This window comes from Streptomyces sp. NPDC043726, from assembly GCF_056436565.1.
In genome coordinates, this window is the sequence record NZ_JBWKCI010000004.1 from 585,229 (window position 1) to 609,910 (window position 24,682).

General features: G+C 69.7%; 26 protein-coding genes and 1 tRNA gene. 17 read left to right on the top strand and 10 right to left on the bottom strand.

What is annotated here, in order from left to right:
- Nucleotides 1–2 precede the first annotated feature (2 nt).
- On the bottom strand, nt 3–1,475 hold the full coding sequence (locus AC068Z_RS14840) for a VMAP-C domain-containing protein (protein WP_478555085.1): 1,473 nt from the start codon (nt 1,473–1,475) through the stop codon (nt 3–5).
- Between the two features lie 648 nt (nt 1,476–2,123).
- Here AC068Z_RS14840 and AC068Z_RS14845 point away from each other — a divergent pair.
- Both AC068Z_RS14845 and AC068Z_RS14850 read left to right on the top strand, forming a co-directional pair.
- Complete coding sequence (locus AC068Z_RS14845; RefSeq protein ID WP_478555086.1) at nt 2,124–2,585, top strand: helix-turn-helix domain-containing protein; 462 nt, start codon at nt 2,124–2,126, stop codon at nt 2,583–2,585.
- Between the two features lie 3 nt (nt 2,586–2,588).
- The gene (locus AC068Z_RS14850) at nt 2,589–3,149 is read left to right on the top strand and encodes a VapC50 family PIN domain-containing toxin (protein WP_478555088.1); all 561 of its coding nucleotides are present in this window, start codon (nt 2,589–2,591) and stop codon (nt 3,147–3,149) included.
- Between the two features lie 200 nt (nt 3,150–3,349).
- On the opposite strand, the gene AC068Z_RS14855 is transcribed toward AC068Z_RS14850, so the two are convergent.
- Nucleotides 3,350–4,015: a YdcF family protein gene (locus AC068Z_RS14855; protein ID WP_478555090.1), complete on the bottom strand. Its 666-nt coding sequence runs from the start codon at nt 4,013–4,015 to the stop codon at nt 3,350–3,352.
- Nucleotides 4,012–4,806, bottom strand: a complete 795-nt coding sequence (locus AC068Z_RS14860) for a GntR family transcriptional regulator (RefSeq protein WP_478555092.1) — start codon at nt 4,804–4,806, stop codon at nt 4,012–4,014. The genes AC068Z_RS14855 and AC068Z_RS14860 overlap by 4 nt, the downstream gene beginning before the upstream one ends.
- Before the next feature lie 475 nt (nt 4,807–5,281).
- On the opposite strand from AC068Z_RS14860, the gene AC068Z_RS14865 reads away from it, so the two are divergent.
- From AC068Z_RS14865 to AC068Z_RS14915, 11 genes are all read left to right on the top strand, one after another.
- On the top strand, nt 5,282–5,539 hold the full coding sequence (locus AC068Z_RS14865) for a DUF6284 family protein (RefSeq protein ID WP_478555094.1): 258 nt from the start codon (nt 5,282–5,284) through the stop codon (nt 5,537–5,539).
- A complete protein-coding gene (locus AC068Z_RS14870; protein WP_478555096.1) occupies nt 5,536–5,832 on the top strand; it encodes a DUF6303 family protein in 297 nt (98 codons plus the stop codon). The genes AC068Z_RS14865 and AC068Z_RS14870 overlap by 4 nt, the downstream gene beginning before the upstream one ends.
- Nucleotides 5,829–6,806, top strand: coding sequence for a DUF2637 domain-containing protein (locus AC068Z_RS14875; protein WP_478555098.1), 978 nt, complete (start codon nt 5,829–5,831; stop codon nt 6,804–6,806). Before AC068Z_RS14870 ends, AC068Z_RS14875 begins: the two co-directional genes overlap by 4 nt.
- Complete coding sequence (locus AC068Z_RS14880) at nt 6,806–7,153, top strand: RRQRL motif-containing zinc-binding protein (RefSeq protein WP_478555100.1); 348 nt, start codon at nt 6,806–6,808, stop codon at nt 7,151–7,153. Before AC068Z_RS14875 ends, AC068Z_RS14880 begins: the two co-directional genes overlap by 1 nt.
- A gap of 9 nt (nt 7,154–7,162) precedes the next feature.
- Nucleotides 7,163–7,474 (top strand): hypothetical protein, encoded by a 312-nt coding sequence (locus AC068Z_RS14885; protein ID WP_478555102.1) that lies wholly within the window; start codon nt 7,163–7,165, stop codon nt 7,472–7,474.
- A gap of 294 nt (nt 7,475–7,768) precedes the next feature.
- A complete protein-coding gene (locus AC068Z_RS14890; RefSeq protein WP_478555104.1) occupies nt 7,769–9,556 on the top strand; it encodes a MarR family transcriptional regulator in 1,788 nt (595 codons plus the stop codon).
- Nucleotides 9,557–9,653: 97 nt separating this feature from the next.
- Nucleotides 9,654–10,565, top strand: coding sequence for a bifunctional DNA primase/polymerase (locus AC068Z_RS14895; protein WP_478555106.1), 912 nt, complete (start codon nt 9,654–9,656; stop codon nt 10,563–10,565).
- A 173-nt stretch (nt 10,566–10,738) separates the two neighbouring features.
- A complete protein-coding gene (locus AC068Z_RS14900; RefSeq protein ID WP_478555108.1) occupies nt 10,739–10,993 on the top strand; it encodes a hypothetical protein in 255 nt (84 codons plus the stop codon).
- Nucleotides 10,990–12,138, top strand: a complete 1,149-nt coding sequence (locus AC068Z_RS14905; RefSeq protein WP_478555110.1) for a DUF3631 domain-containing protein — start codon at nt 10,990–10,992, stop codon at nt 12,136–12,138. The genes AC068Z_RS14900 and AC068Z_RS14905 overlap by 4 nt, the downstream gene beginning before the upstream one ends.
- Before the next feature lie 185 nt (nt 12,139–12,323).
- Nucleotides 12,324–12,524, top strand: a complete 201-nt coding sequence (locus tag AC068Z_RS14910; protein WP_478555112.1) for a helix-turn-helix domain-containing protein — start codon at nt 12,324–12,326, stop codon at nt 12,522–12,524.
- Complete coding sequence (locus AC068Z_RS14915) at nt 12,524–13,663, top strand: site-specific integrase (protein ID WP_478555113.1); 1,140 nt, start codon at nt 12,524–12,526, stop codon at nt 13,661–13,663. The genes AC068Z_RS14910 and AC068Z_RS14915 overlap by 1 nt, the downstream gene beginning before the upstream one ends.
- Before the next feature lie 77 nt (nt 13,664–13,740).
- On the opposite strand, the gene AC068Z_RS14920 is transcribed toward AC068Z_RS14915, so the two are convergent.
- A tRNA-Thr gene (locus AC068Z_RS14920) sits at nt 13,741–13,814 on the bottom strand.
- Between the two features lie 206 nt (nt 13,815–14,020).
- On the opposite strand from AC068Z_RS14920, the gene AC068Z_RS14925 reads away from it, so the two are divergent.
- From AC068Z_RS14925 to AC068Z_RS14935, 3 genes are all read left to right on the top strand, one after another.
- Nucleotides 14,021–15,157 carry an ABC transporter ATP-binding protein gene (locus tag AC068Z_RS14925; protein ID WP_478555115.1) on the top strand — a complete coding sequence of 379 codons (1,137 nt, stop codon included), beginning with the start codon at nt 14,021–14,023 and terminating at the stop codon, nt 15,155–15,157.
- Nucleotides 15,158–15,341: 184 nt separating this feature from the next.
- Nucleotides 15,342–15,797: a hypothetical protein gene (locus tag AC068Z_RS14930; protein WP_478555117.1), complete on the top strand. Its 456-nt coding sequence runs from the start codon at nt 15,342–15,344 to the stop codon at nt 15,795–15,797.
- A gap of 301 nt (nt 15,798–16,098) precedes the next feature.
- On the top strand, nt 16,099–16,830 hold the full coding sequence (locus AC068Z_RS14935; protein ID WP_478555118.1) for a nucleotidyltransferase family protein: 732 nt from the start codon (nt 16,099–16,101) through the stop codon (nt 16,828–16,830).
- A gap of 115 nt (nt 16,831–16,945) precedes the next feature.
- Here the strand turns inward: AC068Z_RS14935 and AC068Z_RS14940 are convergent, their stop codons facing one another.
- The 6 genes from AC068Z_RS14940 to AC068Z_RS14965 form a co-directional block, all read right to left on the bottom strand.
- The gene (locus AC068Z_RS14940; protein WP_478555120.1) at nt 16,946–18,553 is read right to left on the bottom strand and encodes a DoxX family protein; all 1,608 of its coding nucleotides are present in this window, start codon (nt 18,551–18,553) and stop codon (nt 16,946–16,948) included.
- A gap of 117 nt (nt 18,554–18,670) precedes the next feature.
- A complete protein-coding gene (rlmB, locus tag AC068Z_RS14945) occupies nt 18,671–19,612 on the bottom strand; it encodes a 23S rRNA (guanosine(2251)-2'-O)-methyltransferase RlmB (RefSeq protein ID WP_478555122.1) in 942 nt (313 codons plus the stop codon).
- A gap of 98 nt (nt 19,613–19,710) precedes the next feature.
- The gene (gene cysS, locus AC068Z_RS14950; protein WP_478555124.1) at nt 19,711–21,111 is read right to left on the bottom strand and encodes a cysteine--tRNA ligase; all 1,401 of its coding nucleotides are present in this window, start codon (nt 21,109–21,111) and stop codon (nt 19,711–19,713) included.
- A gap of 52 nt (nt 21,112–21,163) precedes the next feature.
- Complete coding sequence (gene ispF, locus AC068Z_RS14955) at nt 21,164–21,661, bottom strand: 2-C-methyl-D-erythritol 2,4-cyclodiphosphate synthase (RefSeq protein ID WP_478555126.1); 498 nt, start codon at nt 21,659–21,661, stop codon at nt 21,164–21,166.
- Nucleotides 21,651–22,415: a 2-C-methyl-D-erythritol 4-phosphate cytidylyltransferase gene (gene ispD, locus AC068Z_RS14960; RefSeq protein WP_478555128.1), complete on the bottom strand. Its 765-nt coding sequence runs from the start codon at nt 22,413–22,415 to the stop codon at nt 21,651–21,653. The genes ispF and ispD overlap by 11 nt, the downstream gene beginning before the upstream one ends.
- Before the next feature lie 317 nt (nt 22,416–22,732).
- Nucleotides 22,733–23,215 carry a CarD family transcriptional regulator gene (locus AC068Z_RS14965; RefSeq protein ID WP_003953493.1) on the bottom strand — a complete coding sequence of 161 codons (483 nt, stop codon included), beginning with the start codon at nt 23,213–23,215 and terminating at the stop codon, nt 22,733–22,735.
- Between the two features lie 615 nt (nt 23,216–23,830).
- Here AC068Z_RS14965 and AC068Z_RS14970 point away from each other — a divergent pair.
- A complete protein-coding gene (locus tag AC068Z_RS14970) occupies nt 23,831–24,511 on the top strand; it encodes a copper chaperone PCu(A)C domain-containing protein (protein WP_478555130.1) in 681 nt (226 codons plus the stop codon).
- Nucleotides 24,512–24,682 lie beyond the last annotated feature (171 nt).

The window sequence follows — 24,682 nt, forward strand, 5'->3', positions numbered from 1 at the left end:
CGCTACACCGGCCCCGGGGGACCCGGCTTGCGCTCGGGATCGTCGAGCAGGATGGCCAGATGACGGCCGACATGGCCGTCCCAGTTCCCGGGGCCGAGGGCGAGCGCGTCATTGCGCCATTTGGCGACGCTCTCCGCGAGCGAGCCCAGTCCGCGTTCCTGGAGGATCTCGCTGATGGCGTCCTGGAAGGCCGAGTCGGAACAGTCGTTGCGGTGCCAGATCATCGCCGGCACCCCGGCCCGCAGCCCGGCGAGCACCTCACGGCGACCGGTGCCCGAGTCGTCGCCCGGCGGCTCGCTGAGCACCAGGCACACGGCCTGCCGGTCCTCCTTCAGCTCCCGCTCCAGATGGAAGAAGTACGCCCCGTCCTCGGCCGGCCGGCTCCAGTGCGGGTGGCTGTCCGCCGGGCGCTCCTTCAGCTGCCGCCACTTGTGATGCCACGGCCGGTGCCACGCCGCTCGCTGCAGCCGCTCCAGCGAGCGGATCAGCACCGGATAGTCCATGGCCAGCGGGGTCGGCTCGGGGTGGTCGGACTCCTTCGACCACCACTCGACCGGTTCGTTGAGCAGCTCCCAGGGCAGCACGAACTCCAGGATCACCGGCTGGCGCAGATCGGCCCAGCGCTCCTCGGACTCCTCGATCAGCCGCTCGACCGCGCCCGGCAGCTCCGCCCGGCACAGATGGAGGGTCTCGCCGCGCACGGGATGCCAGCCCGTCGAGTCGGACTGGCGCCAGTGGGTGACGTAGTAGCGGTCGGCCTCGATCCGGTCCGGCTCGAACTGGATCATGAGATAGGCGGGCACCACCGAGGGCGGGGGCTGCGGCAGCTCCGAGTGCTGCCACTCGGCGAGCAGGTTCTCCAGGCCCAGCCGCTGGGCCTGGCCGCGGTTGAAGCGGCGCAGCCCCTCGGCGGCCTCCATCCAGCCCTCCTCCACCAGCCGGTCGGCGGCCAGCGCGACGAAGGCCATGCTGGGCGGCAGCTCACCGGGCGGCGAGTTCTCCCCCGCCAGCCGCAGGAAGACGTCCCAGCCCGTCTGGCACCAGCTCGGCAGCTCCTGGACCCGGGAACGGCTCGCGCGCCGGGCCATCGAGGCCAGCTCGGGAGAGCGCAGGGACTGCAGGACCGGCCGTAAATGGGCGAGGTCGACGCTGTCGAAGAAGTCGACGGCCTCCCACTCGTCCACGAGCGGCCATAACGCCGAGACGGTGGCCGACTGCTGTTCCACGTACTCCAGCGACCGGGCCAGACAGGCCGCGCCGTACGCGACCGCCGTACTCCCCTTGACGACCTGGAGCAGCCAGGCCCGTAGCCCCTGGCCGGCGAACGGCTCCACCGGAGCCGCGAGCTCGTCGGCGAGCATGTCCCGCCATAACTCGCGGCTGTTCACCTGTTTGATCGTCGCCGACTCCTGGAGCGTGTCCACGATGGCTACGACCAGCTCATTGCGGACCCGTTCCGGACTGCGCCCTCTCACCCCGTGACCTCCCCAGCCGGCGCGGTTCCGTTGTGCCGACCAGGGTACGGCCGCGAGGGGTGCCACGGCAGGGGAAAGAAGAGCCCCCTGTCGGATTCGAACCGACGACCTTCGCTTTACAAGTTCCTCCCGGCGACCCTCCGACCAGGAGCAAAACTCCGCAGCTGGCACGCGAGGTACGTGACTGCGTCTCCTGATACGGCGATGTTCACCGACGTTGCCGTCAAAGGCTGCCGTCGAGGGGCGGCAGGCACCCCAAGCCTCGCCACAACACAGCCCACGCCCTCACCGCCTGAAGCGCCTCCCAAGCAAGAGTCATGATCGGCACCTCTTCCCGCAGCAGCTGTTGCGTTTGCTTCGAATATTGCGGATACTGCTGATAGTGGAACAGCGCTGACCACGACCGAGCCCACCAAACAACTACCTGCACCTCACAGCGGTGGATCCCCTCTTCGCGCCAACGACCAAGGGATCCACCGCCGTAGCCAGCTTGCCGCACCGCCATGCGGCGGCAAACCTGCCACCCCAATTCTCACGGCAGCGGATCCCCTCGTCGCGCCAACGACCAAGGGATCCTCTGCCGTCGCCAGCCCGCTGCCCCGCCAGGCGGCGGACTCTTGGCGCTCTACTGCATCTAGGAGCGCGCATATGACCAAGACTGACCTTCGTCCGGTGAGGCTTCCGGACGACAAGCAGGAAACCGCGAACCATGCCCTAGCCCGGGTTCGGACCTACCTGGCCGAACATCAGGATGCATCCCAGATCCGCGTCAATGTGCAAGACGGAGGCGACCGTGAGCCCTTGGTGCTCCCTCGCGAGGCAGTAGAACTCCTCGCATCACTCCTCGCTCACCTTGGTGCCGGCCGGGCCGTGTCTATCGTTCCGTCCGACGCCGAACTCACCACCCAGCAAGCAGCCGACATGCTCAACGTGTCCCGCCCGTTCCTCATTGGGCTCCTGGATGCCGGAGAGATCGAGTACCGGACGGTTGGCACGCACCGCAGAATCACCGCGTCGTCCCTGCTGGAGTACAAGCGGCAGGACGACCACCGTCGCCGACTGGTAGCTGATGAGCTCACCCAGCTCGGCCAGGAGATGGGAATGTTCTAGGTCATGGCCTTCATCGCCGTCTACGACGCCAACGTCTTATTTCCGAGCACCTTGCGCGACGTGCTCATCCGCGTCGCGCAAGCTGGCTTGGTTCAGGCCAAGTGGACGGACCAGATCCTCGACGAGACCTTTCGCAACCTGAAGGAGAACCGACCCGACCTTGATCCGCACAAGCTGGATCGAACGCGGGATCTGATGGCTGGCTCAATTCGGGATGTCTTGGTAAGAGGGTACGAGCCGCTGGTCGAGATACTCGACTTGCCCGACCCAAACGACCGTCACGTCCTGGCAGCTGCAATCCGCGCGAAAGCGCAGGCCATCGTCACCTTCAACCTTAAGGACTTTCCGTCTAACAACCTGTCCGCATGGGACGTACAGGCCATCCACCCAGACGCCTTCATCGAAGCGCAAGTGGACCTGTCACCTCAGTTGGTGTACGCAGCACTGACGCGGATAGCAGACGCCTGGAAGACCCCTCCAAACGCGGTAGTTGCGGACGTGATCGCGTCGCTGGAAAGGGAAGGCCTAGTGGCGTCAGCTGCGGCGCTGCGAGCTTTGACGTGAACACCATGCAATAGGTCGTTGTCCCAGCCCAAGTGACTGGGGCAACGACCTTTGCAGGTTCAAGACGACTACAGGGATCAACAAGAGGAAGCCGGAGCGAGAAGCCGGGCCGGCGAGGCGCAAGCATGAGACTGCTGTTGTAGTCAGCGTCCTGCGAGGCCAACCGAGACGGAACCTGAGGCTGGCCAGAGCAGTCCCCATTAGGAGCGTTCCGACGCCTCCGGCACGAGTCGGCTTGTGAATCCGTGGTCGCAAAGACGCTCATACGCGGCCTCGATGACGTCGGGAATCTCCTGCTCGATCATGAACCCTTGTCGGGGGTAGATCATGAGGCGTTGCTGTGCACCGACCAGCATGTCGACGACGAGGCGTGCATCCCCGATTGAGTCGACGTAGTCGGGAAGCGTCATCGGGGTAGATGCGCATACCCACTCAACCCCGGGCCACATCTTGCAGGCTGTCGCGTACGCGCGCCGTTCCTCATACGGCTTGCTCACCAGCAGAACGGACGACACAAGAACGCCCCGCTTCTCGAGGAGGGCGCGCGAGAAGCGGATGTTCTCGCCTGTGTTCCTGGCCGTGGGCTCAACGAGGATGGCGTCCGAGGGCACGCCCAGCTCCACCGCGCGGTCGCGATAGTGCTCAGCCTCTCCCCGCGGCATCCGCTCCCGCGTCGTACGGCTAGTGGCCCCCGTGAAAACAATGAGCGGCGCCATGCCTCGCTGGTACAGGTCCGCAGTCGTGTCAGCCACTCCCAGGTCGTGACTGCCGAGGCCGATCGCCACAGAGCATGGGCGGGGCTCGTGGCCCATCTGCTGGAAGTCCCAGAGCCGCTGCGCGTCTGCCCACGCCTGAGTGGAGATCACTTGCTCTCGCCCTCCGTGTCTGCCGAGTCGGGCACCTTGAACTCATACGCCCATGCGAAGCGCGTGGCGGCATGGACCCCGATGGCGAACTCCACCACAGTCCCGTCGGCCGTGTAGGTGGTGCGGTGAAGTTCCACCACCCATTCACCTGGAGCTAGCTGAAGGAGCTGCACTTCGTCGGTCGTGGGCACCCGCGCGAAGAGTTCCTCCTTCATGTGGTCGATCTCGTAGCCAGCGTCATACAGAACACGGAAGCCGCCGCCACGGCCGGCGGGACCCGGAGTCGGATCGACGATGCGCGTCCCTTCCACATGCTCAGGACGGTAGTAGCTGGTCAGTGTGTGGGTTGGCCGCGAGCCCTCCTTGACCAGGCGCGCACGCGCATACACCTCAGCACCTTCCGGCAGGCCGTGAGCCTGAGCCACCAGCGCCGGCGCTTTCACGCGGCTGACGCTCTGGGTCTGCTCATTCCTGCGGTACGCGCGACCGGAAGCCACGCGGTCCGCGATGAACGCGACCTCGTCTCCATCACGCCATTTGGCCTTGTCATAGCGTGCAATGCCTAGCCTCTTGAGCGGTGCTCGTTGGCGGACGACGGTTCCGTGACCCCGTGAGGAGGTCACCAGCCCTTCGGCCTCTAGAGCCTTGTAGGCCGCGTGGACCGTGGACTTGGATCCTTCCCCCGCCTCCACAAGTTCTCTGATCTGCGGCAATTGCTCGCCGGGCGCATATTCGCCGCTCCGGATCTTCTCAGCGATCCGGTCCGCCAGCTCCCGCCATTTGGGCGCCATGCAGAACCTCCTCTCGACACCGACCAGTGAAGCACAGTCCCAGGACTGTTGACAGTCCTGGGACTGTGCGCCATTGTCTTCTCAGGCGGTTCGCAGTCCTGGGACAGCGGATCGGGAGAGCCCTCTTTGGGCTGCTCCAAACACGCCCGGCGGGTCCCGCCCCGCAAGGACGGGAGCCCCTCTGACCAGGGGTTACCGCGCTCGCCGGAAGCGTCTGTGCCTTGAGAACTTCACACAGGGAACTGCCGGTAACCCGTGGTCCGCCTGCCCGAAGGGGTCGGAAACAAGGCGGAGAAGACCGGCGTGCCCCGCACGGAATCCGACCGGTTCGACTCCGGTCCGGGGCACTGGCCGCTGTCTGCGGCCCGCCGCACAGCCTGTGTGCGGCATTCACCTTCAACGGCGCGCACCCCCGGAGTTGCAGCTCCGGGGGTGCTGTTCGGGCCGTTCACCCCTTCGAGAGGAACACGACCCAATGAGCCACATCGTCACTGTTCAGGAGCCTGTTACCGCTTCCGCCGACCCGGTCGAGCCGTCAGGGGCGGAGCTGGACGCGATCGAGCAGGAGATGCCCGTGATTTTGGCGGAGGTCGACCTGTTGGACGCGCAGATCATGACGCTCGACCGCACCCCCACGGAGCTGGACATCCGACGCATCCGCCGGGCCCGTCGTCGGCTGCTGACCGCGCTGGCGCACCAGACGGTGGAGGAGCACCGAGGCGGTGCGGCGTGAGCGGACAGAAGGCCGCGCGGGAGTTCAGCGCGCAGATGTCCGAGCGTGAGGGGCGCTGGCGTCTGTACGTCGCGTTGATGAACACCACCGAGGCGTGGCCGGAGTACCGGTTCGGGCGTTCGGTGCCGACGTTCAAGGACCGTACGAACGCCCTCAACGCGCTCGGGTTCGAGCCGGTAGCGGGCGCTGAGTGGACGTGGACCGAGGACAGCGAGACCCACGGCGACCCCGATTCTCCGGTCGTACTGATCGCGGCGATCCGGGTCCGTTCACGGGCGGAGGTGGGCGCGTGAACGCCGTTCAAATCCGTTCAGCCGAGCGCGCGCTGTCGGCCGGCACATGGCTGATCGTGGCGGGCGCGATGCTCTACTCGATCCTCACCGTCACCCCGCTCGCCGCCGCCCACACCCCCGACCGCTGGGACTGGACCGCACCCATCCTGCCCCTCGTGGTCGACGCTGCGGTGGTCATCGTGGTCCGCCTCGATGCGGTGCTTGCCCGGCTCGGGGGCGATGGCGGGCGGTGGCCCATCGCGCTGCGGTGGATGACCGGCTGCATGACGCTCGCCCTCAACGTGGCCGACTCTGCGCTGAAGAACGACCTGGTGGGCGTGGCCGTCCATGCAGTCGCCCCTCTGCTGCTGATCGTCACGGCAGAAACGGGACTGGCCTACCGGCGTGCGATCACCGCCGCCGTGGCAGAGCTGGAAGCCAAGCAGCAGGCCGAGCGGGAAGCCCGCGAACGGGCCGCCATCGAGCGGCGTGACGAGGCTGCCCGCAGGGCCCGTGAGGAACGGGAGCATGCGGCGGCGCTGGCCCGTGAACAGCGTGAGCACGAAGCCCGCATGACCCGTGAACAGGCCGAACGGGAGGCCGCCGCCAGGCGTGAGGAACGCGAGCACAAGCAGGCTCGCGAGCGTGCCGAGCAGGCCGAGCGTGAACGCCTTGAGCGGGAGCGTGAACAGCGTGAGCGGGACCGTGAACGCCGTGAGCGGGAGGCCGCCGAACGCGCGGAACGCGAGCGGCGGGAGCGTGCCGAGCGGGAGCGCCGTGAACGGGCCACACTGCTGTCCGCCGGCCCGGCCACGGACAAGCTGCCCGAGGACGACGCGCGCGCCATCGTGGCCGCCGCCCATGCCGAGGGCATGTCGGTGCGGACCGCTGCAGAGCTGTGCGGCTGGTCGGTGGGCTGGGTCTCGACCCGATACGCCGAACTGCGCGGCCCCGTCAACGGCGTTCCGGTTGATCTCGCCGGTACGGGCCGCTGATGACCACCTCGCCCGCCAACGGGACTCTGCCCGTGTACCGGTGGCGGCTCGCCCCGGACGGCTACGCCACCTACCGCCAGCTCCGCGCCCTCGGGCTGCGTCCCGGCGGCCAAGGCGTAGCCGCTCAGGTGGAGCGGCCCCGGCGTCGCCGGGGCCCGCTGGTCGCCTACCTCTACCGCATCGACCGCGCGAAACCGGTCCGTCCGATGACCCCGGCCCGGTGGGCGGCCCTGGCGAAAGCCAACACCGCCCGCCGCACCTGCCCGACGTGCCGGCGCGATGCCGGATACGTCATCCCCGCATCCCTCGGCATGTGCTCGCCCTGCGCGTTCCCCGACACTCCCTGAGGAGCCCTGATGGCCCACCGTGACCCGCCGGGGATCATCACCCCGCACATCCCCGCCGACGACTATCACCGCGCTCAGGCCACCGGACAGCCCGTCGTCATCGTCGTCCACACCACCGACCCGAGCGGACGCCCCCTGCGCCGCTACCTGATCCCCCTCGTCGTCGCCGGGACGGCCGCCATGGGCTGCTGGGGACTGGTCGTCGCCCTGTGCGCGCTGCTCGACGCCGCCGCGCATGCGGTCACCGTCATCGCCCAGACCGCCGGGCCCCTCGGCATCGGCGGAGTCACCCTCAAACTCGCCCGCCCGAAGGGCAATTGACCATCCGCCTACGGCTTCCGCCCGCACCCGATCGGGGCGGGGGCCGTAGGCGCCCCGCAGGGCGCACGACACCCGTTCCGGGTGGGGTTTGACCCTCGGAAGCCTGTTCGGCCGCGAGAGGCCCCGTAGCGACGCAGGGTGACGGAAGTTTCCGTCCTCGCGCGCACACGCGTAGGGACCCTGCCGGAAACCAGGAAACCGGAAACACGCTCACTCCGCGTAACACGCGCGTGGTGACGGGCCGTCGCAGGGCCCGTCACCACCGACCCACCAACCCCTGAGAAGAGGACACTCGTGAGTCACGGCCAAGTCTGGCGGACCCACCGCCAGTACGCAGCAACCGCCGCCCGCTGGACCGCCGATCACTGGCGTAAGGAAGCCGACCGCCGACGCGCTCTGCGTGCCGAGCGCAAGCCGCTCGTGCGCGACGCTCGCCGCGCGCTCGCCACCGCGCGCGCCATCGACCCCGAGGGCGTCACCTCCCTGCGCCACCGCGCGGAACGCGAACTGCGCACCGCCAAGCGGCGCGTGCCCGACCCGATGTGGTTGTTCGCCTCCAAGACCGCCGCCGCCCTCGGTGTGGCCGCCTACGCATGGCTGCCGCACGTCTCCGCACGCGTGTGGGTCTGGTCGGCCGTCGCCGTGGTCGCCGCCGTCACCAGCCTGCTCGTGTGGGTGGCCGTGCGGGAGCGCGACACCACTGGGCTCAAGCCCACCGCCGAAGAGTCGGCGCTGTTGAAACGGCTCGCGCCGCAGCACTGGAAGGACCACGCCGAACAGCGCGGCCTGGCGGGAACCCTGACCGGCAAGCCCAGGCTGACCGAGGCGGGCATCGTGTGCGCGGTCCGTCTCGACGGCACCTGGACCGCGACCAAGCTCCGCACGGCCGAGGATCACGTCCGCGCGCTGCTCGGGGCCCGCACGAGCCTGCGCATGCAGATCAAGGCGGGCAAGCAGGGTGGTTGGGCCGAACTCATCCTGCGCACCCGCAGTGCGGCCGACGGCGACGACCTCACCTGGACCCCCGAGCGGCGCTCCCTCGGGGTCGACACCGTCACCGGCGAGCAGGTCACTGTGCCGCTCGGGGAACGGCTGCTGATCGCCGGACGCTCCGGCGCGGGCAAGAGCGTGGCGTCCCGGCCGTTGCTGTACGACGCGTCAGAGGGCGAGTCGAACGCGCTGGTCATCATCGACCTCAAGCGCGTTGAGGGCCGTCTGTGGGATCACCGCGCCCGTGTCGCCTCCACCCCGCGCGAAGTCGTCGACGTCGTCGACGAACTGGAGACGGAGATGCTGGAACGGCTCGCCATCCTGCCCAAGGGACAGGACACGTGGACTCCCACCCCCGACCGGCCGCGCATCACGGTCGTGGTCGACGAGGGGGCCGAGGTCATGACGGCCGCCGACAAGGTCCCGTACGAGACCGAGACCGGCGACGGCAAGTCCCGCACCGTCAACCGCTCCGCGCTGCCGGGCTTGGAGTCCATCGCGCGCATGGGCCGCGCGGCGTGCATCGACCTGTGGTGGATGACGCAGAAGCCCACCATCGGCGACGGCATCCCCAAGCAGATCGCCCCGCAGATCGGCATCGCCATCTGCCTCTCGGTGCGCACGCCGGCCGAAGCCCGCGTCGTCCTCGGTGAGGACGCGCAGGCCAAGGGCTGGAACGCCGACGAACTCCCCGTGCCCGGTGTGGCGCTGGTCCGCGACGGCAAGCGCAAGCCCGACCCCGTCAAGGTCCGTTACATGGACAAGACCGTCGTCATCGCCCTCCCGGACCGCACCCCCTGGTCCCGCACGACCGCACCGGCGGTCGAAGCCGCGGGCGTCCCGACACTCACCCTCGTCAAGGACACCCCGACCGATACGGCTCCGGCCACGGACAGCGCCGTCGCCCGCGTGCTGAAGGCCATCGAGACCGCCGACGAACCCGTCCGCCAGAAGGACCTGGCCACCATCACGGGCCTGTCCAAGGGCGCCGTGTCCAAGGCCGTCAAAACCCTCACCACCGGCCGCATGGTCACCCGCGCCGCCGATGGCCACCTCACCACCACACGCCGCGACGACAGCGCCGCCGCCTGAACCGTCCCGACGCACGACAACGGCGGCCCCCTTCCGCCAAGAACCGGGGCCGCCGCCTGTCCACCTGCCATCGACAGACCTGTGGAGGTCTCCCAGCATGACCCAACCGACCGTCATGAGGCGAGAGGCCCTATTAGCCGCCGCCGTGGATGCCGCCAATCGCGGCTGGCCGGTCATCCCGCTGCACCCCGGCAGCAAGCGCCCGGCAGGACACGCCGAACGTGCCTGCCCCGGCACCGGCCGATGCGCCGACGGGCACCGCACCCCGGAGGAGCGGGCGACCACCGACCCCGAGCTGATCAACGCCGCGTGGGCACGGCGGCCCTACAACGTCGGGATCGCTACCGGCCCGGCCGGACTGCTCGTCATCGACCTCGACCCGGTCAAAGCGGAAGAGCCAGAAGGAGCGCCTGACGGCGCCACTTCCCTGCAAGCGCTCTGCGAGCGCGCCGGGCAGGTGCTCCCCGACACCTACCGGGTGCGGACCGCGCGCGGTCAACACCTCTACTTCGCCGCCCCCACCGGGGTGCGGCTGAAGTGCAGCGCGAACCGTCTCGGGCCCCACATCGACACCCGCGCGTGGGGCGGCTACGTCGTCGCCCCCGGCAGCACCACCCCCGACGGCGCCTATACGGTCGCCCGCGACGCGCCCGTGGCTGAACTGCCCGCATGGCTCGCCGCGTTGCTCACAGAGCCGGACAGGGCCGCCCCAGCGCCCGTGCGAGTCCACGACGGCACCCGCGCCGCACGGACCGCCCTGGAACGCGAATGCGCGGTCATTGCTGCCGCGTCCGAGGGCGGGCCCAACGGCCGCAACAACACCCTGCACCGCAGCGCCTGCAAGATCGCGCGGTTCGTCGCGTGGGGCGACATCCCCCGAGACGTGGCGGAGCAGGCAATCCAGGGGGCGGGGGAGGCTACCGGACTCCCGCCGGCCGAGTGCCGCACCACCATCCGCAGCGCCATGGACTGGGTCATCACCCACGCCACCCCACGGGAGGCAGCGTGACGACGCCGACTCCCCCCGCCCTGGATTGCCCCACGAACCCCCCGAACAGCCCGCACGCCGCTCCACAGCCTGTGGACACGGCAGCAGTAGGCGAGCCGAAAGGCGCCGCCCGTAAGGGCGTCGTAGCTGCTCTTCGTTCTGAGCGGTTCGGGAACGACCAGGCATCCCACGGCGTGGAAGACCCGACGCCCGCGCGGCCCGGTATCCGCATCTACGCCCCACCGGTCTACCGCCACCACTACGACGGCGCCCGCTGGTCCAAGCGCTACGGCGACACCCCCACCGCCGCCTACGCCTGCCCCTGCGGCCACACCGCCACCGCCACCGGTCAACAGGATGTGGCCGACCTGGTCGCCGACTACGCCGCCCACAAGCACTTCTGCACCGGCACACCCGCCGCGCCCCCCGAACGGAGGACCGCCGCATGACCCCGCCCGCCATCGACGGCGCCGCCCTGCTCGACGAGGTGGAAGCCTTCCACCGCCGCTTCAACGTCTTCCCCACCGAAGCCGCCTACGTCGCCGTCGCCCTGTGGGATGCCCACGCCCACCTGCTCGACTGCTTCGACTCCACCCCCCGCCTCGCCTTCCTCTCACCCGAGCCGGGATCGGGGAAGTCGCGGGCACTGGAGATCGTGGAAACCCTCGTCCCCGCGCCCATGACGGCGGTCAACGCCTCCGCCGCCGCCCTGTTCCGCTCCGTGTCCAACCCCAGCGGACGGCCCACGATCCTGTTCGACGAGATCGACACGGTCTTCGGGCCCAAAGCCGGGGAGAACGAGGAACTGCGCGGGTTCCTCAACGCCGGACACCGCCGTACCGGCGTCACCTACCGGTGCATCGGCGACGGCGGCAACCAGACCGTTCAAGCCTTCCCGTCCTACGCCGGCGTCGCGGTCGCCGGACTCGGCAACCTCCCCGACACGATCATGACCCGATCGGTCGTGATCCGGATGCGGCGCCGGGCCCGCAACGAGCGCATCGAACCCTTCCGTGCCCGCGTCCACGAAGCCGAGGGGCACAAGCTGCGTGACCGGCTCGCCCAATGGGCCGAACACGCCCGCGGGTTCGTCATGGGCGCCTGGCCGGACATGCCCGACGGGGTGAGCGACCGTCCGGCGGACGTGTGGGAACCCCTCCTCGCCGTGGCCGACGCGGCAGGGGGCGACTGGCCCGAGCGGGCGCGGGCGGCGTGCGTGACGCTGGTGACCGCGTCCAAGGCCAACGACAAGGGCAGTCTCGGCATCCGGCTCCTGACGGACCTGCGCGACCACGTCATGGTCGGCATCGACCGCCTGCCCACCGTCGCCATCCTCGACCGGCTCAACGCCCTCGACGACGCCCCCTGGGCCGACCTGCACGGCAAGCCGCTCGACAACCGGCGCCTGTCGCGGATGCTCGCGGAGTACATGACCAGCGACAACGAGCCCATCGCCTCCCGCAACATCAAGACCGCCGGGAGCGTCCTCAAGGGCTACTACGCCGCCGACCTCGCGGACGCGTGGGCGCGCTACTGCCCCCCACCCCCGGAAAGTCCGCTACCTCCGCTACCGGGCACCGAAAACACGGTCTGACCAGCCACAACGGGGTAGCGGCAACCGCCGCCGCGAGCCGCTACCCCCGCGCTACCCATCCGCTACCGCTACCCCTTCCCGCTACCCCGCACAGGCCCCTGACCTGCGCGGTAGCGGCGGTAGCGGAAGTAGCGGACTTCCCAGGAGGGGCCAACGGAGGCCCTAGCCCTCACGGAGGTTTCGACGTGCTCACCGCTGTCCCGAGCGAGCCCCAAGCACTCACCGTCCCGGAGGTCATGACCGCCCTGCGCCTGAGCCGCAGCAAGGTCTACGACCTGATCCGCTCCAAGCAGCTCCCGAGCTACACGTCCGGCCGCGCCCGCCGCATCCCGGTGGATGCCGTCCGCAGCTACATGCACAACCGACTGGAGGAGAACGCAGCCTGATGGCATCTCGAAAGAGGAACCCGAACGGCGCCGGCAGCATCTGGCAGCGCAAGGACGGGCGCTTCGAGGCGCGCGTCTACGTGCCGCAGCCTGACGGCACCCGCAAGCGCAAGACGGTGTACGGCGCCACGTGGGAGGAGTGCGACGAGAAGCGGCAGGATCTCGTACGGCGCGACCGACAAGGGATCCCGACGCCGTCGCGGTCGGCGAAGCTCTCCGAGTGGCTGCCGTACTGGCTGGAGGAGTACATCCGGCCCAACCGGAAGCGGACGACGTACATCAAGTACGAGATGCATGTGCGGCTCTACCTCGTACCGCTGCTGGGCAGTCGGCGGCTGGAGTCGCTGACTACGGCGAACGTGCGGCAGATGCTCACGAAGGTCACGGCCCAAAAATCGGCCGCTACTGCGAAGGAAGCGCACCGCGTGCTGCGCACCGCCATCACCGCTGCCTGCCGAGACGAACTGATCAGCCGGAACGTCGTCCAGTTGGTTCCCGCCCCGCGTGCGGAGCCGCGTGAGCTGCACCCCTGGTCGCTGGACGAGACTCTGACGTTCCTGGAAGAGGCCCGAACCGATCCGCTGTACACCGCGTTCGTTCTCGCGGTGGCCCTGGGCCTGCGGCGCGGCGAGATTCTCGGGCTGCAATGGCGCGACGTCGACCTGGACCGCCGCACGCTGACCGTTCGGACCACGCTGCATCGCGGCGGCAATGAGCTGTACCTCGACACCACGAAGAACCGGCGGGCGCGAGTGATCCCGATTCCGCGCATGTGCGTAGCCCCTCTCCGGTGGCAACGTCTCCGGCAGGGAGAGCGGCGCGCTGCGGCCGGCGCGGACTGGCACGAGAGCGACCACGTCTTCACCACGCGCAGTGGGCGACCGATCGAGCCCAGGAACCTCTACCGGTCGTTCCTGCGCCTCTCAGAGGCCGCAGGACTGCCTCAGGTACGTCTTCACGACACTCGCCACGGGTGCGCGTCTCTGCTCTTCGCTGCCGGCGTCGCACCCCGGACCGTGATGGAGATCCTGGGCCACTCGCAGATCGCCGTGACCATGAACGTCTACACCCACGTAAGCGAGGGCGACCGGAGAGAGGCCATGGGCCACATGGATCGCCTGCTCACGCGGCGCCGTTAGCGGGGGCTGCCGTCACGAACTGCCGTCAACGCCCCCGTGATCCAAGATCGCGGGGGCGTTGTCGCAGGCAGAGAAAGAGCCCCCTGTCGGATTCGAACCGACGACCTTCGCTTTACAAGAGCGGCGCTCTGACCAGCTGAGCTAAGGAGGCACGCACCTACGTGCCCGAGCAGTGTACCCACGCCCCGGCGTGCCCCTGTCGAAAATTTCCGCGAAGTTCACAGGGGTCCGGGTACTGACAGACCAGGTGAACGGCAGGTACCGTCCAAGGCCAGTCCACTCGCATGGACTACACCACCACCTTCCTACAACGGATCGTCCGGCACGTTCCTGCCGGTAGAAGGGGGCCCATTCACCATGGCCACTGTCTCGTTCGACAAGGCGACCCGGATCTACCCGGGTTCCGAGAAGCCCGCTGTTGACGCGCTCGACATCGAGATCGAGGACGGAGAGTTCCTCGTTCTGGTCGGCCCGTCCGGCTGCGGCAAGTCCACCTCGCTCCGCATGCTGGCGGGGCTCGAGGACGTCAACGCCGGCGCCATCCGTATCGGCGACCGTGACGTCACGCACCTGCCGCCGAAGGACCGGGACATCGCGATGGTGTTCCAGAACTACGCGCTCTACCCGCACATGACGGTCGCCGACAACATGGGCTTCGCGCTCAAGATCGCCGGTGTGCCGAAGGCGGAGATCCGCCAGAAGGTCGAGGACGCGGCGAAGATCCTGGACCTCACCGAGTACCTCGGCCGCAAGCCGAAGGCGCTCTCCGGCGGTCAGCGCCAGCGTGTGGCGATGGGCCGCGCCATCGTGCGTGAGCCGCAGGTCTTCCTCATGGACGAGCCGCTGTCGAACCTCGACGCCAAGCTGCGTGTCTCCACCCGTACGCAGATCGCCTCGCTCCAGCGCCGGCTCGGCATCACCACGGTCTACGTCACCCACGACCAGGTCGAGGCCATGACGATGGGCGACCGCGTGGCCGTCCTCAAGGACGGTCTGCTCCAGCAGGTCGACTCCCCGCGCAACATGTACGACCGCCCGGCCAACCTCTTCGTCGCCGGCTTCATCGGCTCCCCCGCCATGAACCTGGTCGAGGTCCCGATCACCGACGGTGGTGTGAAGTTCGGCAACAGCGTCGTCCCGGTCAACCGTGACGCCCTGAAGGCCGCCGCCGACAAGGGCGACCGCACGGTCACCGTGGGCGTGCGCCCCGAGCACTTCGACATCGTCGAGCAGGGTGGCGGCGCCGCCACCGCCCTGACCAAGGACACCGAGGACGCCCCGGCCGGTCTCGCCGTCTCCGTCAACGTCGTCGAGGAGCTCGGCGCCGACGGTTACGTCTACGGCACCGCCGAGGTCGGCGGCGAGAAGAAGGACCTGGTCGTCCGTGTGAACGGCCGCCAGGTCCCGGAGAAGGGCGCTCAGCTGCACGTCGTGCCGCGTCCGGGCGAGACCCACGTGTTCTCGACCTCCACGGGTGAGCGTCTCACCGACTGATTCACTTGACGAGAAGGGCCCCGCGGAGTGACGCGGGGCCCTTCTCGTTGTCGACAAATACCCCGGCAAACCGCCCATTTCGAGCAGCGAGCGTCAACCTCTTACCCAAAAAGAGGCACCACTTCATCCCCCGAACCGGTGACTAAATGTCGCCAAATCATTACCGGGCGCTACCCTCACTCGCGTGAAGCACTCCACTAACCAACAGACGCGACGCGGCCGGGGCCCCGCCCGCCGGATCGGCCGCTCACTCGCCCTCGTCCTGCCCGTCGTCCTGGTGCTCTCCGGGACCCTCGCGGTCACCCGGGTCAACTGGTCGGGGGACCCCTCGAACTCGGTGCTCACGGCATCGGACGCGTCGGTCTCGGACGCCAAGCCCGGCTCCGTCTCCCGTGCGCCCCAGGACGTGCTGCGCGACAAGCTCGTCGCCGAGCTCGTGCGGGAGAACCCGGGCGTCGCGCTCACCCACCTCCAGCAGGCCGTCAACGGCCGCCCGTCGCTGGCCAAGCACTGCGCCTCGATCGCCCGAGCCCTCGGCCGCGCCGCGGTCCGCGCCTACGGCCCAACACGCGCCCAGTCGTACGCCCGCCCGGTCTGCGACACAGCCTTCGCAACAGGCGTGGCAACGGCCCACAACTGAGGCCAGACGGCGGGGCCTGGGGCCGCAGGGGCCTGAGTCCCGGGTGCCACGGGGGCCGCGGAGGCGGCGAAGCCCGGGGGCCGGGAGCCCGAGGGCCCGGGGGCCGCAGGCCCCCAGGGGCGCGGGGAACTGCGCGACCAGCCCCCACGGCGCCGCACCCGCGCACGAGGCACGCCCCCCGAGCTATTAGGCACCAGGCACCCAGGCACCAAAAACCCAGGCACCAGGCACCCAGGCACCAAAAACCCAGGCACCAGCCACCCCGCCCAAGCCAGCGCAGCGCCACCGTACAGTTCGGTCCATGACCGATCCCAACGCCGCGTCCCGCCCCGTGCAGGCCGTGATCCTGGCCGGGGGCCAGGGGTCACGGCTGCGCCCGTACACCGACGACCGGCCCAAGCCGATGGTCGAGATCCCCGGCACGGGGACGCCGATCATCGGCCATCAGCTCGCCTGGCTCGCCGAGGAGGGCGTGACGGACGTGGTGGTCAGCTGCGGCCACCTCGCGGACGTCCTCAAGGAATGGCTGGACTCCGCCGAGCTGCCCTGCAAGGTGACCACCGTCGTCGAGACCGAGCCCCTGGGGCGCGGCGGCGGGCTCAAGTACGCCGCCGCCCATCTCCCCCACCCCGACCGGCCCTGGTACGCCACCAACGGCGACATCTGGACCCGCTTCTCCCTGCGGGACATGGCCGACTTCCACGCGGAGCGGGACGCGGTGGCGACGCTGGCTCTGGCGCGGCCCCGGATTCCCTGGGGCGCCGTGCAGACGGACGGGTTCGGGCACGTCACCGACTTCATCGAGGCGCCGCCCACGACGTACGAGATCAATGCGGGTGTGTACGTCTTCTCCGCCGAGTTCGCCGAGATGCTCCCTGAGCGGGGGGATCACGAGCGGACCACGTTTCCTCGTCTCGCACGCGAGCGGCGCTTGGCCGGCTTTCCCCTCCCCCAGGGGGCCTATTGGCGTGCCATTGACACGGCCAAGGATCTGACCGAAGCCGCGAAGGAGCTGTCCGCTCTGCGGTCGTAGTGCGGCTGAGCGGGGGCTGACAGCGCAGTTCCCCGCGCCCCTGGAGGGGTGCGGGGAACCGTGGGTTCGTATGTGCAGCCGGTGGGCTAACCCAGAATCCCGCCCACCGGCCCATCTACCCCAACAGGCCGCCCACCAGGCCCGGTTCACCGGAGGTCGAGCCTCCGCCTCCCGAGCCGCCCGGCGTGCTGCCGCCGCCGGTGGTGCCGCCGGAGGTCGGGCCCGTGGTGGTGCTGGGGGCCTCGTTCGCCGGTGAGGACTGCTGGGGCGGGGCCTGGCCCGCGGTGCCCTGGGTCTGGCTGGGCGTGCTCGCGGTGCCGGTGTCCCTGGTGGCGTCCGGGGTCGTGGCGGTGTCCGCGGAGGGGGCCGCGGTGGCGCCCCGGGTCGGGGTGGTGGAGGCCGACGGCGTACGCCGCTCCCGCTGGCCGGGCTCCGAGGGGAGCGGGGAGCCGGGGAGTTCGTTGCGCGGGGCCTCGCCGGGGCCGGGGACGACCACCCGGTCGGCGTCGCGGACGGCACCGCCGAGGAGGGAGCCGATGAGGAGGGTCAGGCCGGTGACGATCGCGGTGACCAGGGCGCCGCGACGCAGGACGTAACGGCGCAGTTCCCAGATGTCGGAGCGGGGGCCGAGGCGGCGCCAGGCGCTGCCCGCGAGGCGGCCGTCGATGGAGTAGACGGGGGCGCCGGCGATGATCAGCGGGGACCAGGCGGCCAGATAGATGATGTCGGGGGCGTCGTAGACGGGGACGCTCTTCCAGCTGACGGTGAGCAGCAGCGCGGCCGACAGCAGCGCGCCGACCACGGCGGCGACCCGCTGCCAGCAGCCCAGGACCGTGAGGACACCCACGATGACCTGGAAGAAGGCGATCACCAGACCGGAGCCGACGGGGTGCTCCAGGGCGAACTGGCGCAGCGGCTCGGCGACTTCCCAGGGATGCAGGGTGTTGAGCCACTTCACCATCGAGCCGCGCTTGCCGCCGTCGAAGTAGACGGGGTCGCAGAGCTTGCCCATGCCGGCGTAGATCGAGATGAAGCCGAGGAAGATGCGCAGCGGGAGCAGGACGACGCCCAAGTTCATGCGGCGGCCCGGGTAGTAGGCGTGCCGCGCGGGGTCGTCGCCGTGCCGTCTGGACCGGGGAGTCTCGTCGGGCTCCGCGAACTGCTCGTCGTCGTACCCGAGTTCGTCGTCGTAGGCGCTGCCGGCCTGGCGCATGTCGGGCAGCAGCCGGGTGCCGGCGGCGTCGGGCGGGGTGCGCTGGGCGCCGACGACGGGGGTCTCGACGGTCTGCGCGAGATCGTCGTAACCGTCTTCGCCGTAGCCGTCGTTGACGTCGACGCGCGGGATGACCTGGGTGGCGCCTGCGTCGGCCGGTTCGTCGGCGTGGCCGACGCCGGCGCCCCGCACCGCCTGGAGGAGCCGGTGGGCGCCCGTGTCGTCGGGCGCGGACTTGCCGCTCCAGACGACCGGACGGCGACGGCCGGCGGTCGCGGCGCCGACCACGGGCATGCGGGCGGTGTCCTCGGCCGCGCTCAAGTGCCGTGCGATCCGCGGCGATTGGCTGCGTCTCGTCGAGGCACCCAACTGCACGCGGAAACTGGCGTGATTGACGATGATCTGCGCCGGATCGCTCGGCACCTTCACCATGCTCAGCGCGGGAGCGTCGTCGAATCCCGACGAGCGGTCCCCCGTGGGTGTGCGGGGTGTTCTGGTGTCCACACTCATCTAACCGAGTGACGTGTGTTTAGGACACTGCTTTGACCTGCCGGATCTGTCCGGACCGCGTCAAGCTTGTCCTGGATGCCAGGATTACCCCGTACGGGTGACGGTACGGACTGGTGTTCAGACCCGTCGGCGCGCCGCCTCGTACAGCACGATCCCCGCCGCGACACCGGCGTTCAGCGACTCGGCGCCACCCGGCATCGGGATCCGCACCCGGAAGTCGCAGGTCTCGCCGACCAGGCGGGACAGGCCCTTGCCCTCGCTGCCGACCACGATGACGACGGGGCCGTCGAGCGCCTCGAGGTCGCCGACCTCGTGCTCTCCGTCGGCGGCGAGGCCGACGACGACGATGCCCGCCTTCTTGTACGCCTCGAGGGCGCGGGTGAGGTTGGTGGCGCGGGCGACGGGGGTGCGGGCCGCGGTGCCGGCAGACGTCTTCCAGGCGCCGGCGGTCATGCCCGCCGCGCGCCGCTCCGGCACGAGGACGCCGTGGCCGCCGAAGGCCGACACCGAGCGGACGACGGCACCCAGGTTGCGCGGGTCCGTCACACCGTCGAGGGCGACGATGAGGGGGTCCTCACCGTCGTCGTAGGCGGCGCTGGCGAGGTCCTCGGGGTGGGCGTACTCGTACGGCGGGACCTGGAGGACCAGACCCTGGTGGTTGAGCCCGTTGGTCATGCGGTCGAGCTCGGGGCGGGGGGCCTCCATGAGGTGGATGCCGCCGCGCTCCCCCACGAGCTGGAGCGCCTCTCGGACGCGCTCGTCGTTGTCGATGAACTGCTGGACGTACAGCGTCACCGCGGGCACGCCCTCGCGCAGCGCCTCGACGACGGGGTTGCGGCCCACGACCATCTCGGACGTGCCCTTGCCGCCGCGCCCGCGCGGTGCGGGACGGCGTGCCGTCTGCTTCGACTTGGCGTTGGCGATGCGGTTCTTCTTGTGACCCTTGCGCATCTCGGCGGGCGGCGTCGGGCCCTTGCCCTCGAGCCCCTTGCGCCGCTGGCCGCCACTGCCGACCTGCGCGCCCTTCTTGCCGGACATGCGGCGGTTGTTCGCGGCCATGACCTACCTGTCTCTTCGGTGCGATGGAACGTCTGGAAATTCGTACGTCTATGCAGTGTGCCGCCCGGAGGCCCGGGCGGCACAATCGATCACCGCGCTCAGCGCGCGCCGAGGCTCCAGCGCGGGCCGTGCGGGCTGTCCTCGATGACCAGTCCCGACTGCCCCAGCTGGTCCCGGATGGCGTCCGCCGTGGCCCAGTCCTTACGGGCTCGGGCCGCCTCCCGCTGGTCCAGGACCAGGCGGACCAGGCTGTCGACCACGCCGTGCAGGTCTTCGCCCTTTCCGGCCTCACCGGCCCAGTGCGGGGCGAGCGGGTCGAGACCCAGCACGCCGAGCATGGCCCGCACCTCGGCCAGCCGCGCCACGGCGGCTTCCTTGTCGTCGGCGGCGAGGGCGGAGTTGCCCTGCCGGACGGTGGTGTGCACGACGGCGAGCGCCTGCGGGACACCCAGGTCGTCGTCCATCGCCTCGGCGAAGGCGGACGGCACCTCGGCGGCCGGCTCGACGGCATGCCCGGCGAGCTCCACCACGCGCTGCACGAAGCCCTCGATCCGCGCGAACGCGGACTCGGCCTCGCGCAGGGCCTCCTCGCTGTACTCGATCATCGAGCGGTAGTGCGGGGTGCCGAGGTAGTAGCGCAGCACGATCGGGCGCCAGTGCTTGACCATCTCGCCGACGAGCACGGAGTTGCCCAGCGACTTGGACATCTTCTCGCCGCTCATGGTGACCCAGGCGTTGTGCACCCAGTACCGGGCGAACTCGTCGCCGTAGGCCTTGGCCTGGGCGATCTCGTTCTCATGGTGCGGGAAGATCAGGTCCAGGCCGCCGCCGTGGATGTCGAAGGCGGAGCCCAGGTACTTGTGGGCCATCGCCGAGCACTCCAGGTGCCAGCCGGGGCGGCCGCGTCCCCACGGCGTCTCCCAGCTCGGCTCGCCCGGCTTGGCGGCCTTCCACATCGCGAAGTCCCGGGAGTCCCGCTTGCCGGTCTCGCCCTCACCGGAAGGCTGGAGCAGGTTGTCCAGCTCCTGGTTGGACAGGCGCAGGTACTCCGGGAAGGACTTCACGTCGAAGTAGACGTTGCCGTCGGCCTCGTAGGCGTGGCCGCGCTCGATCAGGCCGCGCATCATCTCGACCATCTCGGTGACATGGCCGGTGGCACGCGGTTCGTACGTCGGCGGCAGGCAGCCGAGGGCGGTGTAGCCGTCGTTGAACGCCCGCTCGTTCTCGTAGCCGATGGACCACCACGGGCGGCCCTGGTCCACCGACTTGGTGATGATCTTGTCGTCGATGTCGGTCACGTTCCGCACGAACGTGACGTCGTAGCCGCGGTACTCGAACCAGCGGCGCATGATGTCGAAGTTCAGGCCGGAGCGAATGTGGCCGATGTGCGGGGCGGCCTGCACGGTGGCACCGCACAGGTAGATCGAGACACAACCCGGCTGGATCGGGGTGAAGTCACGGATCTGCCGGGCGCTGGTGTCGTACAGGCGAATAGTCACGAGTCCAGGGTAGTAGGCGATCCCCAGTGCCTCGGACGGTTGTGGATAACAGTCAGCCCGCGGTTCGGGCCACCAGAGCGGTCGCCACCGCCATCAGGCCTTCACCCCTACCGGGGAACCCCAGACCGTCGGTCGTGGCTCCCGACACCGAGACCGGCGCCCCGGCCGCCTCCGAGAGAACCTTCTCGGCCTCCTCCCGGCGCTTGCCGATCTTCGGGCGGGGTCCGACGACCTGCACGGCGATGTTGCCGATGACGAAGCCCGCCTCCCGCACGATCCGGGCGGCCTCGGTCAGCAGTACGACGCCGGAGGCGCCCGACCACTCGGGGCGCCCCGTGCCGAAGTGCCGGCCCAGGTCGCCGAGGCCCGCCGCCGAGAACAGCGCGTTGCACGCGGCGTGCGCGACGACGTCGGCGTCGGAGTGGCCGGCCAGACCGGTCCCCTCGCCCTCCCACTTCAGGCCCGCGCACCACAGCTCGCGGCCCTCCTCGAAGGCGTGGATGTCGGTGCCGATGCCGACCTGGGGGAGCAGCGGCGCCTCAGAAGCCATCGTTGAGCCTCCGGCGCGCCAGGACCGCCTCCGCCAGGACCAGGTCCAGCGGGCGGGTGACCTTGAAGGCCTCCTCGTGACCGGGCACCACCACGACGGTGAGCCCGAGCTGCTCGACCATGCTGGCGTCGTCGGTGACGTCGTCGGTGACCGTCTCGTGGGCGCGGACCAGGGTGGCCCGGTCGAAGCCCTGCGGGGTCTGCACGGCACGCAGCCGCGACCGGTCCGGCGTGGCCACGACCGGCTCGGGCTCACCCTCGGCACCGGCCGGTTCGACCTCCTTGACGGTGTCGGCGAGCGGCAGCGCGGGCACGACGGCGGGAGCACCCTCCCGTACGGCCTCGATCACGGCGTCGACGGTGTCCACGGGGACGAGCGGGCGGGCCGCGTCGTGCACCAGGACGATGTCGTACTCGGGCGGCAGCGCGTCCAGACCGAGCTTCACGGAGTCCTGGCGCTCGGCGCCGCCGGGGACCACCAGGAAGTCGGTGCGCTCGGGCAGCGCGTGCGTGTCGAGGAGGGACTTCACCTCGGCGGTGCCGTCGGGCGGGGCCACGACGACGACCAGCGAGACGGCGCGGGACGCGGCCATCGCGCGCACCGCGTGGATGAGGAGGGGGGTGCCGCCCAGCGCGCGGAGCGCCTTGGGGGCGCCCGGGCCGAGGCGTACACCCCGGCCGGCGGCCGGAATCACGACAGCCGTGCGAGCGGTCGGACTGGCCTGCGCGGGCGTAGGGCGCGATTCGTCAGACATCGGTTCCTGTCAGGTTTGTGTGCTGGCCTGGCTTGGGTATGGCCTGGGAAGTGCCGGGCGCGACGCCTTGACCGGACCCTTCCGTGACACTGGTCGAGCCAGCTGCCCGGGCCCGGCACGCCAAGTATCGGGGGGAATTCCTCCCGAAGGTGTACGGCGTGGGTCGGCACGCACAAGCGAACATGCCGCAGCGCCCGGCGACGGCAAATACGTCATCGGGCACCGCGGCACTTCTTTTACGCGACTACGCAACGCAGCTTCTGAGCGCGGCCTTCAGGCAACGCAGCGGCGTGGGCTGAGCCTGCCGGGGGCGGGCGTCAGGACGCGAGCACCTCGTCGAGCAGGGCCTCGGCCTTGTCCTCGTTGGTGTTCTCCGCGAGGGCGAGCTCGCTCACCAGGATCTGGCGAGCCTTGGCGAGCATGCGCTTCTCACCTGCGGAGAGTCCGCGCTCGCGCTCACGACGCCACAGGTCACGCACGACTTCCGCGACCTTGATGACATCGCCGGAGGCGAGCTTCTCCAGATTTGCCTTGTAACGACGCGACCAGTTCGTGGGCTCCTCGGCGTACGGCGCGCGCAGCACCTCGAAGACCCGGTCCAGCCCGTCCTGACCGACCACATCACGCACGCCGACGAACTCCGCATTGTCCGCTGGCACACGTACCGTCAGGTCACCCTGGGCGACCTTCAGCACCAAGTAGGTCTTGTCCACGCCTTTGATCTGGCGAGTTTCGATGGCCTCGATCAGCGCGGCCCCGTGATGGGGATAGACCACGGTGTCGCCAACCTTGAACGTCATGTGACAGGTACCCCTTCCGTGGCTATCCAGGGTAACACGGAAACGGCAGCTTCTGAATGGCGTTTTCGCAGGTCAGGGCATATCTCGGGGCTTGACAACAGCAACAGGAACGTGCTGCGCGGGCCGACCGGAAGCAGGTATTCGCAGGTGGGAGCGGCTCTTCGGGGGAGGGGAAACGCGCACGTTACACACATCCGGAGCCTCCGCCAAGCGGACGAACATCCCGATATGTCCGGTTCCAGGTGTGCGACTTCCGCTACTCCGTTCGGTGTCCTTCAGCCGGGTCCCGGCCGAATCCGGAATTGATCACGAGGGCCGCCGAGGCACAGCCGGTGATCAATTTCCGGAGGGTCGCGCATTCCTTCACGGAAATTTCGCGAGCCGGTGTCGCAGGTATGCCCACGGGACTTATGTGAATGGCGGAGGAGTGTGGTGCCAAAGTGACTCACGAGTCACCTGTGGGGGACGGGACGGGTGAAGCGGCACCCTCTTGTACGGCTCAGGGGAGGGTCGGGTGCGCCCGCGTGGGAACGGCTCGGTAACCTAAGGCCGCTGACAGACACTTAGGGCGGCTTTATGCGCCCGCCCCGTTCGAGTCAAGGAGTTGCCGCCGCCGTGAGCAGCAGCATTCGACGCGGCGTCCTCGCTGCCGCCGCCATCACGTTCTCGATCCTCCCGCTCGCCGCGTGCGGCGCCGGCAGCAACGCCCAGACCCTTGAGATCAAGCCGGACAACGCGGCGACGACGGTGGGCGACATCATGGTCCAGAACGCCGTCATCGTCACCCAGCCCGACCCCGAGGCCGGCGGCCCGGCCGCCGTCGCCGCGACGCTGTTCAACAACGGCACCGAGCCGCAGAAGCTGGAGTCGATCAGCATCGCCGGGGCCGGCGAGCCCGTCGAGCTGAAGGCGGCCAAGGGCAAGAGCCTGACCATCCCGGCCGGCGGCTCGCTGATCCTCGGCGGCGCCGAGAACGCCTCCGCGGTGCTCTCCAGCACGCCCGAGAACGTCCAGGACGGCAACGCCCAGCAGATGACGTTCACCTTCAGCGAGACCGGTGACGTCAGCCTGCGCGCCTTCGTCGTCCCGGCCGAGAGCTACTTCACCGGCTGGGGCCCGACCGAGATCCCCGCGGCTCCGACGGAGGAGCCCACCGGCGAGGCCACGGCCACCGCGACCGAGACGGGCGAGCCCGAGGAGGGCGCCTCCGGCTCCCCCGCCGACACGGCCACCCCGACCGACGCGGCCTCGGGCTCGGCGACGGCCACGGAGTCCCACGCGGCCTCCGGCCACTGAGCCGACGTAGCACCAAGAAGGCGGGCCCCCTCTCCTGGGAGAGGGGGCCCGCCTTCGTCGTACTGGCAGCGTCGTCTACGGCTCGAACTTGTAGCCGGTCTACGGCTCGAACTTGTAGCCCAGACCACGCACCGTCACCAGATACCTGGGCGCGCCCGGGTCCGGCTCGAG

Bases quoted from the DNA above. Each gene is read 5' to 3' on its own strand.
- ispD (WP_478555128.1), bottom strand. From the start codon at position 22,415: ATGTCTGACGAATCGCGCCCTACGCCCGCGCAGGCCAGTCCGACCGCT.
- AC068Z_RS14885 (WP_478555102.1), top strand. From the start codon at position 7,163: ATGGCCCACCGTGACCCGCCGGGGATCATCACCCCGCACATCCCCGCC.
- AC068Z_RS14935 (WP_478555118.1), top strand. From the start codon at position 16,099: ATGACCGATCCCAACGCCGCGTCCCGCCCCGTGCAGGCCGTGATCCTG.
- rlmB (WP_478555122.1), bottom strand. From the start codon at position 19,612: ATGGCCGCGAACAACCGCCGCATGTCCGGCAAGAAGGGCGCGCAGGTC.
- AC068Z_RS14860 (WP_478555092.1), bottom strand. From the start codon at position 4,806: ATGGCGCCCAAATGGCGGGAGCTGGCGGACCGGATCGCTGAGAAGATC.
- AC068Z_RS14940 (WP_478555120.1), bottom strand. From the start codon at position 18,553: ATGAGTGTGGACACCAGAACACCCCGCACACCCACGGGGGACCGCTCG.
- AC068Z_RS14895 (WP_478555106.1), top strand. From the start codon at position 9,654: ATGACCCAACCGACCGTCATGAGGCGAGAGGCCCTATTAGCCGCCGCC.
- AC068Z_RS14915 (WP_478555113.1), top strand. From the start codon at position 12,524: ATGGCATCTCGAAAGAGGAACCCGAACGGCGCCGGCAGCATCTGGCAG.
- AC068Z_RS14925 (WP_478555115.1), top strand. From the start codon at position 14,021: ATGGCCACTGTCTCGTTCGACAAGGCGACCCGGATCTACCCGGGTTCC.
- AC068Z_RS14850 (WP_478555088.1), top strand. From the start codon at position 2,589: ATGGCCTTCATCGCCGTCTACGACGCCAACGTCTTATTTCCGAGCACC.
- AC068Z_RS14865 (WP_478555094.1), top strand. From the start codon at position 5,282: ATGAGCCACATCGTCACTGTTCAGGAGCCTGTTACCGCTTCCGCCGAC.
- ispF (WP_478555126.1), bottom strand. From the start codon at position 21,661: ATGGCTTCTGAGGCGCCGCTGCTCCCCCAGGTCGGCATCGGCACCGAC.
- AC068Z_RS14965 (WP_003953493.1), bottom strand. From the start codon at position 23,215: ATGACGTTCAAGGTTGGCGACACCGTGGTCTATCCCCATCACGGGGCC.
- AC068Z_RS14845 (WP_478555086.1), top strand. From the start codon at position 2,124: ATGACCAAGACTGACCTTCGTCCGGTGAGGCTTCCGGACGACAAGCAG.
- AC068Z_RS14880 (WP_478555100.1), top strand. From the start codon at position 6,806: ATGACCACCTCGCCCGCCAACGGGACTCTGCCCGTGTACCGGTGGCGG.
- AC068Z_RS14905 (WP_478555110.1), top strand. From the start codon at position 10,990: ATGACCCCGCCCGCCATCGACGGCGCCGCCCTGCTCGACGAGGTGGAA.